The organism is Kitasatospora sp. NPDC022785 (genome assembly GCF_055561295.1).
Window position 1 is genome coordinate 49302 of the sequence record NZ_JBVHHB010000019.1, and the last position, 16247, is coordinate 65548.

The window sequence follows — 16247 nt, forward strand, 5'->3', positions numbered from 1 at the left end:
CCTCCTCTCGTCCGGGCTGCCGACCCTCTCATACGCATCGTGCGAGCCCGTGCCGGGGGTTGGCCGGGGCGCGGCGGCCGGCCTTCCCCCGCGGCCACCGGGCTCACCCCAGCCGTGCGTCGAACTCCAGCGACTCGACCAGCTCGCCGACGCGCCGCTCGGGCAGCCCCCGGGCGACGAACCAGGCACCGACGTTGCGCACGTCCCGCTCCAGGAACGAGCGCCCGCGCGGGTTGGCGACCACGTCCACGATCTGCGGCACGTCGATGATCACCAGCCGACCGTCATGGACCAGGATGTTGTACGCCGACAAGTCCCCGTGGGCGTAGCCGTCACGGGCCAGCAGCGACAGGCTGCGGCCGAGCTGCTCCCACAGGTCGTCCACGTCCGCCTCCTCGGCGCGCACTTGGGCGAGCCTCGGTGCCGCCGTGCCGCCCGCGTCGCCGACGAACTCCATGAGGATCTCGGTGCCCGTGATCTGCACGGGGTACGGAACGGCCACGCCGGCCGACCAGAGCCGGCACAGTGCCGTGAACTCGGCGGCGGCCCACTGCCCGGCGATGGCCTCCTTGCCGAAGGCGGTGCGCTTGGCCATCGCCCTGGCGATCCGGCTCTCCTTGTGCTGACGGCCCTCCAGGTACCCGGAGTCGCGGTGGAACATCCGGTGCTGGGCGTCGCGGTAGCGCTTGGCGGCCATCAGCGTGCGCCGGCCGGTGCCCGGCACGCCGCGCTCGAGGAGGAAGACGTCGGCCTCCTTGCCGGTCTTGACGATACCGAGTTCGGTGTCGACGGCCGCGAGTTCGGTCACCACCCATGCGGGGCGCGGCTGGGGCCCCTTCTCGGTGGGAGTGGACTGGTCCCAGGTGGACCAGCGATCGCCCTCGGCCGGACCGTCGGCCGCCGGCGCGGGGAAGGCGGAGTCGTCGGAGTGGTCGTCGAAGGCTCCGGAACCGGAAGGCCCGGACGCGACATGCTCGGAGGACTCGAAGGGCTCGAAGGCCCCGGAGTGGGTGAACTCGGGCTCGTGGTCGTCGAACCGCTCGGACCGGCGGCCGCGCCGGGGTGCGCCCTTGGGACGGATACGGGAGAAGGAATCGCTGTCGGAAAAGCGCTCGCGCACTGCGGTGGCTCCTGAGGAACGGCCCACCGGTGCGCCGGATGCGACGCGTCGTCAGCCGGTGGGCGAAAGACGGAAGAGAGAGGCGTATGGCGCGCACACGAAAGCGCGCCGCGACAGGGCGGCAACCATTCGGACACACCTCCTCTAGGTCTCTACGTCAGTCCTCACGCGGCAACACGGAACCACGGCCACGCCAACTGCGCAGCGAGAACGGCCATAGCCTAGCCCTCCTCAAGATCGACGCAACCGAATTAGCGGCCACGGCCTGCCCGGCACGGGGTGCGGCAGGCGTCGGCCGGTCCTTCTTGGGTAGGCACAGGGGCGGCACCGCACCCGCGGGACGGCCGGCCACGACGCGGGACAACCGAACATCCACACGTCCCTCGTTCGGGTGGACTTCTCCTCAACACCGGCATTCCAGCGGGGAGTTGCCGCAAGGGTGGACCCGGTTCGCAATCTGGTGGCGGAGGCCGCATGGGCAAGAAGTACGCATCGGGGAAGGCCGTCGTGATCGGCGGCAGCTACGCGGGGCTGGTGACCGCACGCGTCCTGGCCGAGTTCTTCGGCGAGGTGGTGGTCGTCGAACGAGACGCCGTGGACGACCGTAGCGGGGCGCATCCGAGTGCGCCGCAGGGGTATCACGCACACGCGATGCTCGCGAAGGGCGGCGAGGTCCTGGAGAAGCTGTTCCCCGGGCTGCGGGACGAACTCGCCGCCCTCGGGGCCCCCGTGTTCGACTACGGGCAGGGCATCGACTTCCTGCTCCCGACCGGGTACGCGCCGCGGCAGCGGACGGGGGTCATGATCCAGGCCTTCACCCGGGACGAGCTGGAGCGGCGGATCCGGGGCCGGGTGCTCGCCCTCCCCGAGGTCACACTGATGCCCTCCACCCGGTGCGAGGGGCTGCTCCGCGACCATTCCGGCCGGGTGACGGGCGTCCGGGTCAGCCGGCAGGCCGCCGATCCGGAGGAGGTCGCCGCCGATTTGGTGGTCGACGCCTCCGGCCGGACCAGCAAGCTGGAGGACTGGCTGCGCGCGGGTGGCGTCGCGGTACCGCCGAAGCGGGTGGTCAGGGCGAAGGTCACCTACACCTCGATGAACTTCGACCGGCCCGAGGACCGCCCGGCCGACTTCCGGATCGCCTACCAGATGCTGTCCGCGCCCACGGTGCGGGAGGCCGGCGTGCTGCTGGCGGTCGAGCACAACCGCTGGACGTGCTCGCTGTTCGCCTTCGAGGACGAACCGCCCACCGACGACGACGGTTTCCTCGGCTTCGCCAAGGGCCTGCGCAACCCACGGCTGGCCGAGCAGATCGAGCAGCGCACCACCCAGGAGCCGACCTACCGCTACACCAACCTCGACAACCAGTGGCGCCAGTACCACGCCGTCCGGGACTGGCCGGAGCGGCTGATCGCCCTCGGCGACGCGGTCTGCGTCTTCAATCCCGTCTACGGGCAGGGTCTGACGGTGGCCGCGATGGAGGCGGACCTGCTGCGCCGGATGCTCGCGGCCCGGCGGCCCGGGGAGGGCCTGGACGGGCTGGCCCGGGCCTGCCAGAAGCGGGTGGGGCGGCTCCTGCTCGCGCCGTGGACGCTGTCCACCAACTCCGACCTCATGTGGAACCCCGAGAGGCAGCCGATCGGCGCCCGGATCGCGCACTGGTACAACGCCCGGCTGTTCCAGGTCGCCGTGAAGGACGCGGGGGTGTGGGCCCGGTTCGTCCGGGTCGTGAACATGACCGCCTCTCCCGCGGTGCTGTTCCACCCGTCCGTCGCTCTGAAGGTCCTCACCGCGGCGGCCACCGCCACAGGCCCCCGGCCCCACCGGGAGTGACGCCCCGCCGCCTACGCCCTGGTCGCCCATGGACCCGGCGGCCCCGGCGGTGCCGGCGGTGCCAGGGCTGAACGGCCCGACGTGCCCGTGGGCGGCGCCCGGTCCTTCGCAGTGACCGGAGCCGCCGACCGGCCCCGGCCGCTACCGGGGCCGGTCGGCGGAGGCCGGGGTTTCGCGGGTCCTGATCGGTCTGGTCACCTGTTTCGCGGTACACGACGGCATCCCCTCCGTCGCGCCGGCCGCGTCGCGGCGGTAGGTGCTGGGCGACATGCCGACCAGTTCGGCGAAGCGGGTGCTGAAGGTGCCCAGCGACCCGTAGCCCACCGCGAAGCAGACGTCGGTGACGCTGAGGTCGCCACGGCGCAGCAGCGCCATCGCGCGCTCGATGCGGCGCGTCATCAGGTAACCGTACGGCGACTCCCCGTACGCCAGCCGGAACGCGCGGCTGAGGTGCCCGGCCGACATGTGCGCGCCGCGGGCGAGCGCCTCGACGTCGAGCGGCTGCGCGTACTCCCGGTCGATGCGGTCGCGGACGCGGCGCAGCCGTGCCAGATCGCTCAGGCGCTGCGTCTCGTCGGGTTTGCTGGTCATCTTCGAGATCGTGCCACAGAGGGCACCGGTCGGGCAGGGGAATGCCTGCCCGACCCGTGGAACACGCTCCGCCCCGGGTCGGGCAGGCCACCGGTGCCGGCAAAGTCCTCCGTCAGGCGCCGACGTAGGCCGCGAGGTGCTCGCCGGTGAGGGTGGAGCGTGCGGCGACGAGGTCGGCGGGGGTGCCCTCGAAGACGATCCGGCCGCCGTCGTGGCCGGCCCCGGGACCGAGGTCGATGATCCAGTCGGCGTGGGCCATGACCGCCTGGTGGTGCTCGATGACGATGACCGACTTGCCGGAGTCGACGAGCCGGTCGAGCAGGCCGAGCAGCTGCTCGACGTCGGCGAGGTGGAGGCCGGTGGTCGGCTCGTCGAGGATGTACACGCCGCCCTTGTCGGCCATGTGGGTGGCCAGTTTGAGCCGCTGCCGCTCGCCGCCGGACAGCGTGGTGAGCGGCTGGCCGATGGTGAGGTAGCCGAGCCCGACGTCGGCGAGCCGGGCGAGGATGCGGTGCGCGGCCGGTGTGCGCGCCTCGCCGTCGCCCAAGAACGCCTCGGCCTCGGTCACCGACATGGCGAGCACCTCGCTGATGTCGCGGCCACCGAGGTGGTAGTCCAGCACCGATGCCTCGAACCGCTTGCCCTCGCAGTCCTCGCAGGTGGTGGCGACGCCGGCCATCATCGCCAGGTCGGTGTAGACGACACCGGCGCCGTTGCAGGTCGGGCAGGCGCCCTCGGAGTTGGCGCTGAACAGCGCCGGCTTGACGCCGTTGGCCTTGGCGAACGCCTTGCGGATCGGGTCGAGCAGGCCGGTGTACGTCGCCGGGTTGCTCCGTCGCGAGCCGCGGATCGCACCCTGGTCGATCGACACGACGCCCTCGCCGGCGGCCCCCGGCTTCTGGGACAGCGACCCGTGCAGGAGCGAGCTCTTGCCGGAGCCGGCGACGCCGGTGACCACCGTGAGCACCCCGAGCGGGATGTCGACGTCGACGTCGCGCAGGTTGTTCGCCGTCGCGCCGCGGATCTCCAGCGCACCGGTGGGCTTGCGCACCGTCTCCTTGACGCGGGCCCGGTCGTCGAAGTGGCGGCCGGTGATGGTGCCGCCGGTCCGCAGCTCCTCGACGGTGCCCTCGAAACAGACAGTGCCGCCCGCCGAACCGGCACCGGGGCCGAGGTCGACGACGTGGTCGGCGATCGCGATCGTCTCCGGCTTGTGCTCCACGACGAGCACCGTGTTGCCCTTGTCCCGCAGCCGCAGCAGCAGGCCGTTCATCCGCTGGATGTCGTGGGGGTGCAGGCCGGTGGTGGGCTCGTCGAAGACGTAGGTGGTGTCGGTGAGCGAGGAGCCGAGGTGGCGGATCATCTTGACGCGCTGTGCCTCGCCGCCCGACAGCGTGCCCGAGGGCCGGTCGAGCGAGAGATAGCCGAGGCCGATCTCCACGAACGAGTCGAGGGTCTGCTGCAGCGTGGTGAGCAGCGGCGCCACCGCCGGGTCGTCGAGGGCGCGGACCCATGCGGCCAGGTCGCTGATCTGCATCGCGCAGGCGTCGGCGATGCTGGTTCCGCCGATCTTCGACGAGCGGGCCGCCTCGCTGAGCCGGGTGCCGCCGCACTCGGGGCAGGCGGTGAAGGTCATCGCCCGTTCCACGAAGGCGCGGATGTGCGGCTGCAGCGCATCGATGTCCTTGGAGAGCATCGACTTCTGGATCTTCGGGATCAGCCCCTCGTACGTCAGGTTGATGCCGTCGACCTTGATCTTGGTCGGCTCCCGGTGGAGGAGGTCGTCCAGCTCCTTCTTGGTGAACCTGCGGATCGGCTTGTCCGGGTCGAAGAAGCCGCAGCCGCTGAAGATGCGGCCGTACCAGCCGTCCATGCTGTAGCCGGGGATCGTGAGCGCGCCCTCGTTGAGCGACTTGCTGTCGTCGTAGAGCTGGGTGAGGTCGATGTCGGTGACCGAGCCCCGGCCCTCGCAGCGCGGGCACATGCCGCCGGTGATGCTGAAGCTGCGCCGCTCCTTCACGGTCTTCCCGCCGCGTTCGAGCGTGATCGCACCCGCCCCGCTGACCGAGGGGATGTTGAAGGAGTACGCCCGGGGCGAGCCGATGTGCGGCTGTCCGAGCCGGCTGAAGAGGATGCGCAGCATCGCGTTGGCGTCGGTGGCGGTGCCGACCGTGGAACGGGCGTCACCCCCCATCCGCTGCTGGTCGACGAGGATCGCGGTCGTCAGCCCTTCGAGGACGTCGACCTCGGGCCGCGCCAGCGTGGGCATGAAGCCCTGCACGAAGGCACTGTAAGTCTCGTTGATCAGCCGCTGGGACTCCGCGGCGATCGTGCCGAAGACCAGTGAGCTCTTGCCCGAGCCGGAGACGCCGGTGAACACCGTCAGGCGGCGCTTCGGGATCTCGATGCTGATGTCCTTGAGGTTGTTCACACGCGCGCCGTGCACGCGGATCAGGTCGTGGCTGTCCGCAACGTGCAGCTCGGGCGGCTGCGCGTTCGTCCTCGGGGCCGTGCTCATCGTGTCTCCATCTGTTGCGCGGGGCCGCCTTCAACTGCCGGGCAGCGCCGCCTCCGCGGTCTCCGCCGGCATCACCCGGCTCGATCTAACCAGCTTCGAGCCGCTCGGGGGCCTGCGCTTCTCGATTCCTGACCGGTCCGGCCTCCTGTCCCGCCGGGCGTGGCCGGACGCCCTCGGAGTCCGGCCACGAGGAGCCGTCCCGCCGCCCGGCCCGCCGGGCAGCTGCGCGCCCCGGGCGCCCGCCTGCCCCGGGCTCCGCGCGTCCGCCCGGTCAGCGGCCGACCTCGCGGGAGCGGAAGTCGTCGACCGTCTCGCGGCGGATCAGCAGGCGGGCCCGGCCGTCACGGACGGCGAGGACGGCGGGGCGGCCGACCAGGTTGTAGCCGGAGGCCATCGAGAGCTGGTAGGCGCCGGCGGCGGGGACGGCCACCAGGTCGCCGGCCCGCAGGTCGGCCGGGAGGCACGCATCCCGGACCAGGACGTCGCCGGCCTCGCAGTGCCGGCCGACCACGTCCGTCCGGGCCGGCGGGGCGTCGGAGCGTCGGCCGACCAGCCGGACGGTGTACGGCGAGCCGTAGAGCGCGGGTCGGGGGTTGTCGCTCATACCGCCGTCGACCGCGGCGAAGACCCGGCCGTCGGCGGTGTGCTTCACGGACAGCACACGGTAGACGGCGACCCCGGCCGGCCCCGCGATGGCGCGGCCCGGCTCGACCACGAGGCGCGGCAGCGCGAGGCCGGCCTCCGCGCACCGGGCGGCCAGGCGGGTGGTCACCCGGCCGGCGAAGTCCGCGAGGTCGAGTTCGCCGTCCCCGGGCAGGTAGCGGATGCCGTGGCCACCGCCGAGGTCCAGCTCCGGCAGCTCGACGCCATGGCGGTCGCGCAGTCCGGCCAGGAACCGCACCACGGCGTCCACGGCGGCGAGGTAGGGCTCGACGTCGGTGATCTGGGAGCCCAGGTGGCAGTGGAGGCCGGCCAGTTCGAGCCCGGGCTGGGCCAGCACGCGGGCCACCGCGTCGGCCGCGTCCCCGCCCTCGATCGCGAACCCGAACTTCTGCCCGCCGACGCCCGTGCGCACCGCCTCGTGATGGCCGGCGGCGATCCCCGGCAGCACCCGGACCAGCACCCGCTGCGGCGTGTCCGCCGCCACCAGCGCCGCCAGCTGGGCGATCTCCGCCGCGCCGTCGATGACGATCCGGCCGACCCGCAGCCGACGGGCGAGCCGCAGCTCCTCCGGGGTCTTCGCGTTGCCGTGCAGCACGATCCGGTGGGCCGGGAAGCCCGCCGAGGCGGCCAGCCACAGTTCGCCGGACGAGCAGACGTCCAGGCCCAGGCCCTCCTCGGCGAGCCAGTCGGCCATCGCGCTGCACAGGAACGCCTTGGCGGCGTACAGCACCTCGGCGTGCGGCAGCGCCTGCCGGTAGGCACGGGCGCGGGCCCGCACCTCGGCCTCGTCCAGGACGTACAGCGGGGTACCGAAGCGGTCGGCGGCCTCCGCGAGGCCGACTCCGCCGACCAGCAGCTCCCCTCCGGCGCCGGCGCGTGCCGAGGCCGGCCAGGGGCTGCCGGGGGCGTCCCCGGTACCGGGGGCGTCTCCCGGAGTGGCGGCCGGAACGGTGGCGGTCGGAGCGACGGCGGCCGACCGGCCGGGCAACGGCAGGAGGGCGAGCGGGGTGGCGGACGGCTTGGTCATGGCGGGGTACTCCTGCGGGGAGGGCGAGGCGTGTCGGTGGCGGACCCGCGCACGGCGCGGACGGCGTCGGCGGACGGCCCGGGCAGAGCGCGGACGGCGGACGACGGACGCCGTCAGTCGAGGTACTGCATGGCGATCCGGCAGTGCGCCGCCCGCTCGCGCAGCGGCTGGGCACCGGCTGCGGACGGCCCGTCCGCAGGCTCGTCCTCACCCCGCTCCGGCCGGAACGCCGGGACCGGCGCCGCGCCGGGGCGTCGCGACAGGACGGCGGTCTGCCCGATCTGCCCGACACTGCGCAGCGGCCGCGCGACAGTGGCGACGGCGACGGCGGTCTGGGTCTCACTCATGGTGGACGCTTCCTTCCGGGGTTCGAGCGGACCACCGGTTCGGGCCCGCTGCTCTAGTGGAGCCCCGGTGCGGGCCGGACGCAGCCGGCCTTGACGCGTGGCCTACGCGTAGGCGGCCGTCCTTGACGCCTTTCTGACATCCCTCGGGGGCCGGAAGCTGATTCCCCTCCGCCGGCACCGGTGCGCGCCGCCCACCCCGTCAGGAGCGGGGACCCCTCGGGCCGCGCACGGCCAGGTGCGGCAGTCCCGGCAACCGTTCCCGGGGCGGCTGCGGCGCTACCGCACAGGTCACGGCCCTGCCGGCACCGGGCCGGTGCGGCAGGCGGCCGGGCGGGGTGTCAGGTCCACTGCTCGGACGGAGCGACGCCGGGGACGGGCTTGCCGATCAGGGCGAGGGGTACGAAGAAGTTGACCTGGCCGATGGCGATGGTCAGGGTGGCGAGGGCCTTGGGGTCGTAGTGGCGGGCGGCCTCGGCGTAGAGGTCGTCGGGCACGCGCTCGCCGTGAGGGTTCGCGGTGAGGACGGCGTCGACCAGCGCGAAGGCGACGCGCTCGGCGTCGGTGAAGTACGGGGCCGTGCGCCACGTCGCCACCGCGTCGATCCGCTGGTCGGTCTCGCCGGCCTTGCGCAGCAGACCGGTGTGCAGGGCGGTCAGGTAGGTCGAACCGACGATCTGCCCCGCGCGCAGCTGGACCAGCCCGATCGTGGTGCGCGGCACCGAGCGGTTGCCCGTCGCCCGGTACAGCCAGCCGCCCAGCTCCTTCAGCTCCGGGACCAGCTCCGACGGGTCCGGCATCCGCGACGCCGGCGCCGAAGTCACGGTGGGGTCGGCGGGCTACTCGGTGGTGGTGATGGTGGTGTTCACAGCGGGTCCCTTCAGCGGTTTCGTCTGCCTACACCCCCTCGACGGATCCTGGGCCGGAGATGTGACAGGCGCAGCCGAGAGAAGTGCACGCTCGGCAGACCGCCCGGGCCTCCCCATCGCACGCGGTGGGCGGCGTCCTCCCCCGAACGGACGCGGGAACGGGCCCGATCATGCTTCATGGAACGGGTCATGACGATGCATCAGCGACCGAAGTACACGGCGGAGGCGGAACGGCGGCCGGCCACACATCCGTTGTCACCATGGTCCTCGCCCACACGGTCGAAGGCCGCCCAGGTCACCCAGGCCGCCCGACCCAGAGGCCCTTCAGACCGCCGTGATCCGCGCGATGTTCGGCCGAGCCGCCCCGCCCGCCGCGGCCCAGCCCGGCTGACCGGGGCGGGGCATGAGCTGCGCCGGCCGACGAACGGGTGCTGGGCGAGGTCCGGGAGAACTACAGATCGGTGGCCCGCTCGTGGCGGGGCTCGTACAGGCCCACCTCGGCGCCACCCGGCAGTCGGAACCTGGTCAGCCGCCCCCAACGCGCATCGGTGACCGGCTGGACGAACTCCACTCCCCTCGCGACCAGGGTCCTCATCGTTGCGTCGACGTCGTCGCACATCAGGTAGAGCTCCTGGCTCCCCGGGCCTTCCGTCGGATGCACGGCGATCTCGCTCGGCGGGAGCTTGAAGATCAACCAGCCGCCTCCCGCGTCGACGTGCGGATACTCCAGCACGTCCCTGAAGAACGCCCGGTCCGCTTCCGCATCGCGGCTGTAGACGACAACGTGCCCACCGATGATCATGCGGCCAGGGTAGGTCTTGGCGTGAGCAAACCGGTGGTACGACGCCGTAACGGGTGTTTGCCGATCACTGGCGGGTCGACCGGCCGACCAGAGCCACTGGCATCTCGCCCCCGCCGAGCGTGGGGAGCGAAGCCGGGAGGACCGGGGTCAAGCCGATCCGTCCGGGCCGGGCGCCTCGGTGCGCCGGAGTCTGCGCCGGCCGCGGGGGCGGAGCAGCAGGACGGTCAGGGCCGCCACCGCGACCGCCTGCGCCCAGGCGGCGGTGGTCTTGTCGGTGGACCAGATCGGTTCGTACATGTTGGGCAGCGGGCCGTGCGCTCCGACGTCCACGTAGCGGTAGAGGAGGATCGCGGCGAGGCCGGCGGCGGCGGTGAGCCAGGCGAAGGCGTCGCCGACCCGGTGGCGCCAGAGCAGGACGAGGACGACGGCGAGACTCGCCGCGGCGGCCTCGGCGCGGAACAGGGTTCCCTGGCTGATGTCCGCGGTGACGGCGTCGTACTGGTCGGCGAGGCGGGCGTGGACGGCGGCGTCCACGGCCAGACCGGCCGCCGCGAGCAGGCGCAGGACGGCGTCGACGGCTCGTCCGCGGCGCACGGTGCCTGGGGCGGGGCCGGCCATGACGGATACCTCCGGAATCGGTGGACGGGTCGGGGGCGGGTCTGTGGGAGACGGGTCGGTGGGGGCGGGTCTGTGGGAGACGGGTCGGTGGGGGGCGGGTCAGCCGACGCTGAGGGTGCCGTGCATGAACGGGTGGATCGTGCAGATGTAGGGGGAACTGCCGGGCTGGGTCGGCGCGGTGAAGGTCGCCGACTTGCCCGGGGCGATGGTCCCGGTGTCGAAGGACTTGTCGGCGGCCGTGAGGGTGTGGGCGGTGGAGTCCTCGTTGGTGACCGTCACGCTCTCGCCGGGCCGCACGGTGAAGTCGGCCGGCTCGAAGAGGAAGTTCTTGATCGTCACCTGCACGGCGCCGCTGCTGGTCGTGCCCGACGGCGACGGCGACGGCGTGCCGGTGGCGGACGCGCTCGCGGTGCTTGCGCTCGCGCTGACCGTGCCGGCGGTGCTCGTGCTCGCCGGGCCCGCACTCGCGGTGGCGGTACTCGCGCTGCCCGAGCTCGCACCGCCGTTTCCTGAGCTGCTGCTGGAGCAGGCACCGAGCGCGGCGGCGAGCAGAAGGGCACCGGCGGCCCGGAGCAGTCGGGAGGTGGTCACGGGGGCTCCGTTCGAAGGGGGCGGGAAGGACCGTCGCACCGGCGGGGCCGGCGGCGTGCCGGGCCGTCGCACGGGTGACGACGTCAGGGCTCCCGCCACACCTTCGGCACGGCCCGCCCGGTGAATGGTTCGCCCCCTCGGGAACCGGCGCCGAACCACTCCCCCGGGTGACCGGTGGAGGTCCGGACGGCGGACGGACCGCGCACGGACCGCGGACCGGCGGCGGCGGTCGGACCACAGACGGACCGCGGACCGGCGGCGGCCCGGCGCGTGTCCGCCGGAGCCGTCACGGCAGGCGCCGCTGCGCCGGGCATGCCGAGGGTCGGTGCCCCGTTTGCCACGCCCGGAGCACCGGGTTCTGCTGGAGGGGAGGGGGTGACGGCGCCGCGGCCGCCGGCCTCGCGTCCCACCGGGAGGAGAGTCGAGATGTCCCGGTCACAGCCCGCAACCATGAAGGACGCCGTCGCGCGGCGCACCCGCACCCGCACCCGCACCCGCACCCGCCGGAAGCTCCGTCGGCGCTCCCGGTTCTCGGCGGCCCTGGGCCTGGTCGCCTCGGCCGGCCTCTGGACGGCGTGCGGACCGGCGGGCAGCACCGCCTCGCACGCCGCGACGTTCCCCGCCCCGGACCACGTGGTGGTCGTGGTCCTGGAGAACCACCAGGAGGCGCAGATCATCGGCAACCCCGACGCGCCCTTCATCAACTCCCTGGCGAGTGGAGGCGCCGACCTCACCGACTCACGCGCGATCACCCACCCCAGCCAGCCGAACTACTACGCCCTCTTCTCCGGGGACACCCAGGGCATCACCGACGACAGCTGCGTCACCCCGGGCTTCAGCAACGCCGCCAACCTCGCGACGGAACTCACGAACGCCGGCCACAGCTGGGCCAGCTACAACGAGGACCTGCCCGGCCGGGGCGACACCACCTGCCGCAGCGGGCTGTACGCGCAGAAGCACAACCCCTGGTTCGGCTTCGGCAACGTCCCCACGGACACCGCGCGCACCTTCGACCAGTTCCCGCACGACTTCGGCCTACTGCCGAACGTCTCCTTCGTCATCCCGAATCTCTGCAACGACATGCACGACTGCCCGGTGGCCACCGGCGACAGCTGGCTCAGGGACAACCTCGGCGGCTACGCGGCGTGGGCGCAGCAGAACAACAGCCTGCTGATCGTCACCTTCGACGAGGACGACTCGCACGGCGCGGACAACCGCATCCCCACCGTGCTCGTCGGCCGGCCGGTCGCTCCGGGGAGCACGAGCGGCACCCGCTACGACCACTACGACGTGCTGCACACCATCGAGTCCATGTTCGGCACCGCGCACGCCGGACGCTCGATGACGGCATCCGACATCACCGGTATCTGGAAGTGACGGGGGCGGGCGCCGAGCGGCCCCGGCCAGGGCTCTGCGGTGCTTCTACCCTCGGTGTCCGAGGACCGTTCCGAGAGCCGCGAGGGCCGATTCCAGCTCCTCCCGCGTGATCGTCAGGGGCGGGGCGATCCGGATCGTGGCACCGTGGGTGTCCTTGACCAGGACGCCCTCGCCCAGGAGCCGTTCGCTGATCTGGCGGCCCGTCCCGATCGCCGGGTCGACGTCCACCCCGGCCCACAGCCCGCGCGCCCGGTAGCCGGTCACGCCCCTGCCGTTCAGGGCCTCCAGGCCGCTGCGCAGGACCTCCCCCAGCTCGGCCGCGCGGCGCTGGAACTCGCCGGTGGCCAGCAGCCCGACCACGGCCGAACCGACGGCGGCCGCCAGCGGGTTGCCGCCGAAGGTGGAGCCGTGTTCGCCCGGGTGCAGCACGCCGAGGACCTCGCGGCGGGCGACCACCGCGGAGACGGGGACGATGCCGCCGCCGAGCGCCTTGCCGAGGAGCAGGACGTCCGGCACGACGGATTCGTGGTCGACGGCCAGGGTGCGCCCGGTGCGGCCGAGGCCGGACTGGATCTCGTCCGCGATCAGGAGGCAGCCCGCACGCCGGGTCAGTGCGCGGACACCGGTCAGGTAGCCGTCGTCGGGGATGACCACACCGGCCTCGCCCTGGATGGGTTCGATCAGGACGGCGGCCGTCGTCTCGTCGATCGCCGCCTCGAGTGCGGCGAGGTCGTTGTAGGGGACGATGCGAAAGCCCGGGGCGAAGGGGCCGAATCCGGCGCGGGCGGTGTCGTCGGTGGAGAAGCCGACGATGGTCGTCGTGCGGCCGTGGAAGTTGTCGGCGGCCACGATGATCGTCGCCCGGTCCGGGGCCACGCCCTTGACGTCGTACGCCCACTTGCGGGCGATCTTGATGCCGCTCTCCACCGCCTCGGCGCCGGTGTTCATCGGAAGGACCATGTCGAGGCCGGTCAGTCCGGCCAGCGCCTCGGCGAAGCCGGCGAGGCGGTCGTGGTGGAAGGCCCTGGAGGTGAGGGTGAGCCGGTCGAGCTGGCGGTGCGCGGCCTCGACCAGCACCGGGTGGCGGTGGCCGAAGTTGAGCGCCGAGTAGCCGGCCAGCAGGTCGAGGTAGCGCCGGCCTTCGACGTCCTCGACCCAGACGCCCTCGGCGCGGGCGACGACGACGGGCAGCGGGTGGTAGTTGTGCGCGAGGACGGGTTCCTCCGCCCGGATGAGCTCGGCCGAGGAGCGCGCGGCCCGGGCGGGAGAGGCCGCGGTGGGAGAGGCGGTGGGAGAGGTGGGGGCGGTGGCGGGGGTGGTCATGCGCGGATCTCCTGGGTGCAGCACGTGATGCCGCCGCCGGCCTTGCGGAACTCCGGCCGGTCGACGGGGACGGGGACGTACCCGCGGTCGGCGGGCCGGCCGACGAGGCCGCGGGCCTGCGGGGCGACGAAGGACTCCCGGACCTCGCAGCTCGTGGGCACGGAGGGGTTCCTCCGCTTCCGGTGAGGTGGTGATCTGACGTGCCTCAACGGTAGGAATGCCCACAGCCGCGGGACAAGGCGTCTGCGCTGCTCAGGTACGCACGAATACTGCGTTCAGCCGCCGGTCAGCGCGTGTTCGTTGCGTGGCCGGGCGCGGGCCGCTCGCCTGCCCGGCCCACACCGGCCTCCGGACTCTCCGGCAGCAGGTGGGAGAGGACCAGGCAGCTGATCGTCTTGCGGACGAAGGGCTCGTTCCTGATGCGTTCGAGGACCTCCTCGAAGTGCCGGACGTCGGTCGCCCGGATGTGCAGCAGCGCGTCGGCGGCGCCGGTCACCGTCATGGCGGCCGTGATCTCCGGGTAGTCGCGCACGACCTCCGCGAGGCGCCTGGGCGGCGCGGCACTGTCGCAGTACACCTCCACGTACGCCTCGGTGCTCCAGCCGAGGGCCGCCGGTCGGACGGTGGCGCTGAACCCGGTGATCACGCCGTCCTTGCGCATCCGGTCGACCCGGCGTTTGACCGCGCTGGCCGACAGGCCGACCGACGCACCGATCTCTGCGAAGCTCGCCCTGGCATTCTCGATCAGGGCGTTGACGATTCGGCGGTCCAGCTCGTCGAACGGTGCTGCTTCGCTGGTCATGCTTGGTCCTCCCGGGCCGGCGGTCGGCTCCCGACCCTAGCCGGACGGGCGCGCCGCACGGGACGGGAGAGCCGGGGCGGTGTGCCCCGCGGCCGGGCGGCGCGCGCAGCGGTTTCGGCCGGACCGCCCCGCGGTCGGGCGGCCGTGGCCGCCACGTCGCCGGGCCGGCCGGGCCTCCCGCTCCGGCTTTTTCGGAGGCATACCGTCCTCTTGCATGACCATGCGAGATCATGCATACTCTTCCCATGTCCAAGGTCCTCACCTCCCTTCCCGCCGGCGAGCGCGTCGGCATCGCCTTCTCCGGCGGCCTCGACACCTCGGTCGCGGTCGCATGGATGCGCGACAAGGGCGCCGTCCCCTGCACCTACACCGCCGACATCGGCCAGTACGACGAGCCCGACATCGCGTCGGTACCCGGCCGTGCACAGACCTACGGTGCCGAGATCGCGCGCCTGGTCGACTGCCGCGCGGCGCTGGTCGAGGAGGGCCTGGCCGCGCTCACCTGCGGCGCGTTCCACATCCGCTCCGGCGGACGCGCCTACTTCAACACCACCCCGCTCGGCCGCGCCGTCACCGGCACCCTCCTCGTCCGGGCGATGCTCGAGGACGACGTCCAGATCTGGGGCGACGGCTCGACCTTCAAGGGCAACGACATCGAGCGGTTCTACCGGTACGGCCTGCTCGCCAACCCGCACCTGCGGATCTACAAGCCCTGGCTGGACGCGGACTTCGTGACCGAGCTCGGCGGCCGCAAGGAAATGTCGGAGTGGCTCCTCGCCCACGACCTGCCCTACCGCGACAGCACGGAGAAGGCGTACTCCACCGACGCCAACATCTGGGGCGCCACCCACGAGGCCAAGACCCTGGAGCACCTCAACACCGGTGTCGAGACCGTCGACCCGATCATGGGCGTGCGGTTCTGGGACCCGTCCGTCGAGATCGCCGCCGAGGACGTGACGATCGGCTTCGACCAGGGCCGCCCGGTGACGATCAACGGCAAGACCTTCGCCACCCCGGTCGACCTCGTGATGGAGGCCAACGCCATCGGCGGCCGCCACGGCCTGGGCATGTCGGACCAGATCGAGAACCGGATCATCGAGGCGAAGAGCCGCGGCATCTACGAGGCACCCGGCATGGCCCTGCTCCACGCCGCCTACGAGCGCCTGGTCAACGCCATCCACAACGAGGACACCCTCGCCCAGTACCACAACGAGGGCCGGCGTCTCGGCCGGCTGATGTACGAGGGCCGCTGGCTGGACCCGCAGGCCCTGATGATCCGTGAGTCGCTCCAGCGCTGGGTCGGCGCCGCCGTCACCGGCGAGGTGACGCTGCGGCTGCGGCGCGGCGAGGACTACTCGATCCTCGACACCACCGGCCCCGCCTTCAGCTACCACCCGGACAAGCTCTCCATGGAGCGCACCGAGGACTCGGCGTTCGGCCCGGTCGACCGGATCGGCCAGCTCACCATGCGCAACCTCGACATCGCCGACTCCCGCGCCAAGCTGGAGCAGTACGCCCGGCTCGGCCTGATCGGCGACGCCAACCCCGCCGTCGGTGCCGCCCAGGCGGCCGCGACCGGGCTGATCGGCGCCATGCCGCAGGGCGGCGCCGAGGCCATCGCCTCCCGGGGCGAGGTCTCCGGTGCCGACGAGTTGCTGGACCGCGCCGCGATGGAGTCCGGCACGGACTGACCGGTCCTCCACAGACGAAGGGGCCCGCTCCGCCGGGCCCCTTCGCCGCGTCCGTCGGCCGTCGCTGCCGTCGGCCGG

Annotated in this window: 15 protein-coding genes and 1 pseudogene; 4 read left to right on the top strand and 12 right to left on the bottom strand. The window is 72.8% G+C overall.

The features are described 5' to 3' along the window. Positions 1-103: 103 nt before the first annotated feature. Positions 104-1120: a serine protein kinase RIO gene (locus ACZ3YO_RS26290; RefSeq protein WP_465548503.1), complete on the bottom strand. Its 1017-nt coding sequence runs from the start codon at positions 1118-1120 to the stop codon at positions 104-106. Positions 1121-1594: 474 nt separating this feature from the next. Between ACZ3YO_RS26290 and ACZ3YO_RS26295 the strand changes: the two genes are divergently transcribed. Next, on the top strand, positions 1595-2953 hold the full coding sequence (locus ACZ3YO_RS26295; protein WP_465573706.1) for an FAD-dependent oxidoreductase: 1359 nt from the start codon (positions 1595-1597) through the stop codon (positions 2951-2953). 141 nt (positions 2954-3094) lie between these two features. On the opposite strand, the gene ACZ3YO_RS26300 is transcribed toward ACZ3YO_RS26295, so the two are convergent. The 8 genes from ACZ3YO_RS26300 to ACZ3YO_RS26335 all read right to left on the bottom strand — a co-directional run bounded on the left by ACZ3YO_RS26300 (position 3095) and on the right by ACZ3YO_RS26335 (position 10724). Beyond that, positions 3095-3544, bottom strand: a complete 450-nt coding sequence (locus ACZ3YO_RS26300) for a helix-turn-helix transcriptional regulator (RefSeq protein ID WP_465548501.1) — start codon at positions 3542-3544, stop codon at positions 3095-3097. Positions 3545-3656: 112 nt separating this feature from the next. Then, positions 3657-6062, bottom strand: a complete 2406-nt coding sequence (locus ACZ3YO_RS26305; protein ID WP_465573709.1) for an ATP-binding cassette domain-containing protein — start codon at positions 6060-6062, stop codon at positions 3657-3659. A 271-nt stretch (positions 6063-6333) separates the two neighbouring features. Then, on the bottom strand, positions 6334-7752 hold the full coding sequence (gene lysA, locus ACZ3YO_RS26310; protein WP_465573712.1) for a diaminopimelate decarboxylase: 1419 nt from the start codon (positions 7750-7752) through the stop codon (positions 6334-6336). Positions 7753-7865: 113 nt separating this feature from the next. Continuing rightward, the gene (locus ACZ3YO_RS26315) at positions 7866-8099 is read right to left on the bottom strand and encodes a hypothetical protein (protein ID WP_465573714.1); all 234 of its coding nucleotides are present in this window, start codon (positions 8097-8099) and stop codon (positions 7866-7868) included. A 338-nt stretch (positions 8100-8437) separates the two neighbouring features. Then, the gene (locus ACZ3YO_RS26320; RefSeq protein ID WP_396324979.1) at positions 8438-8896 is read right to left on the bottom strand and encodes a carboxymuconolactone decarboxylase family protein; all 459 of its coding nucleotides are present in this window, start codon (positions 8894-8896) and stop codon (positions 8438-8440) included. Positions 8897-9416: 520 nt separating this feature from the next. Next, entirely contained in the window at positions 9417-9767 is a 351-nt protein-coding gene (locus ACZ3YO_RS26325) for a VOC family protein (RefSeq protein WP_465573717.1), read from the bottom strand. A 147-nt stretch (positions 9768-9914) separates the two neighbouring features. After that, on the bottom strand, positions 9915-10385 hold the full coding sequence (locus tag ACZ3YO_RS26330; RefSeq protein ID WP_465573720.1) for a hypothetical protein: 471 nt from the start codon (positions 10383-10385) through the stop codon (positions 9915-9917). Positions 10386-10484: 99 nt separating this feature from the next. Beyond that, complete coding sequence (locus ACZ3YO_RS26335; RefSeq protein WP_465573722.1) at positions 10485-10724, bottom strand: cupredoxin domain-containing protein; 240 nt, start codon at positions 10722-10724, stop codon at positions 10485-10487. On the opposite strand from ACZ3YO_RS26335, the gene ACZ3YO_RS26340 reads away from it, so the two are divergent. Further along, positions 10714-11100 carry a hypothetical protein gene (locus ACZ3YO_RS26340; RefSeq protein ID WP_465573725.1) on the top strand — a complete coding sequence of 129 codons (387 nt, stop codon included), beginning with the start codon at positions 10714-10716 and terminating at the stop codon, positions 11098-11100. The genes ACZ3YO_RS26335 and ACZ3YO_RS26340 overlap by 11 nt on opposite strands. Positions 11101-11402: 302 nt before the next feature. Beyond that, the gene (locus tag ACZ3YO_RS26345) at positions 11403-12353 is read left to right on the top strand and encodes an alkaline phosphatase family protein (RefSeq protein ID WP_465573727.1); all 951 of its coding nucleotides are present in this window, start codon (positions 11403-11405) and stop codon (positions 12351-12353) included. Positions 12354-12398: 45 nt separating this feature from the next. Here ACZ3YO_RS26345 and rocD read toward each other — a convergent pair whose 3' ends face one another. The 3 genes and pseudogenes from rocD to ACZ3YO_RS26360 form a co-directional block, all read right to left on the bottom strand. Further along, a complete protein-coding gene (gene rocD, locus ACZ3YO_RS26350) occupies positions 12399-13676 on the bottom strand; it encodes an ornithine--oxo-acid transaminase (protein WP_465573730.1) in 1278 nt (425 codons plus the stop codon). Next, positions 13673-13816: pseudogene (locus ACZ3YO_RS26355) on the bottom strand (amidinotransferase); the annotation flags it as partial. The gene rocD and the pseudogene ACZ3YO_RS26355, both read right to left, overlap by 4 nt. Before the next feature lie 146 nt (positions 13817-13962). Continuing rightward, positions 13963-14478 (bottom strand): Lrp/AsnC family transcriptional regulator, encoded by a 516-nt coding sequence (locus tag ACZ3YO_RS26360; RefSeq protein ID WP_465573732.1) that lies wholly within the window; start codon positions 14476-14478, stop codon positions 13963-13965. Positions 14479-14723: 245 nt separating this feature from the next. Here ACZ3YO_RS26360 and argG point away from each other — a divergent pair, with 245 nt between their 5' ends. After that, positions 14724-16169, top strand: coding sequence for an argininosuccinate synthase (argG, locus tag ACZ3YO_RS26365; protein ID WP_396324930.1), 1446 nt, complete (start codon positions 14724-14726; stop codon positions 16167-16169). Positions 16170-16247: the final 78 nt, after the last annotated feature.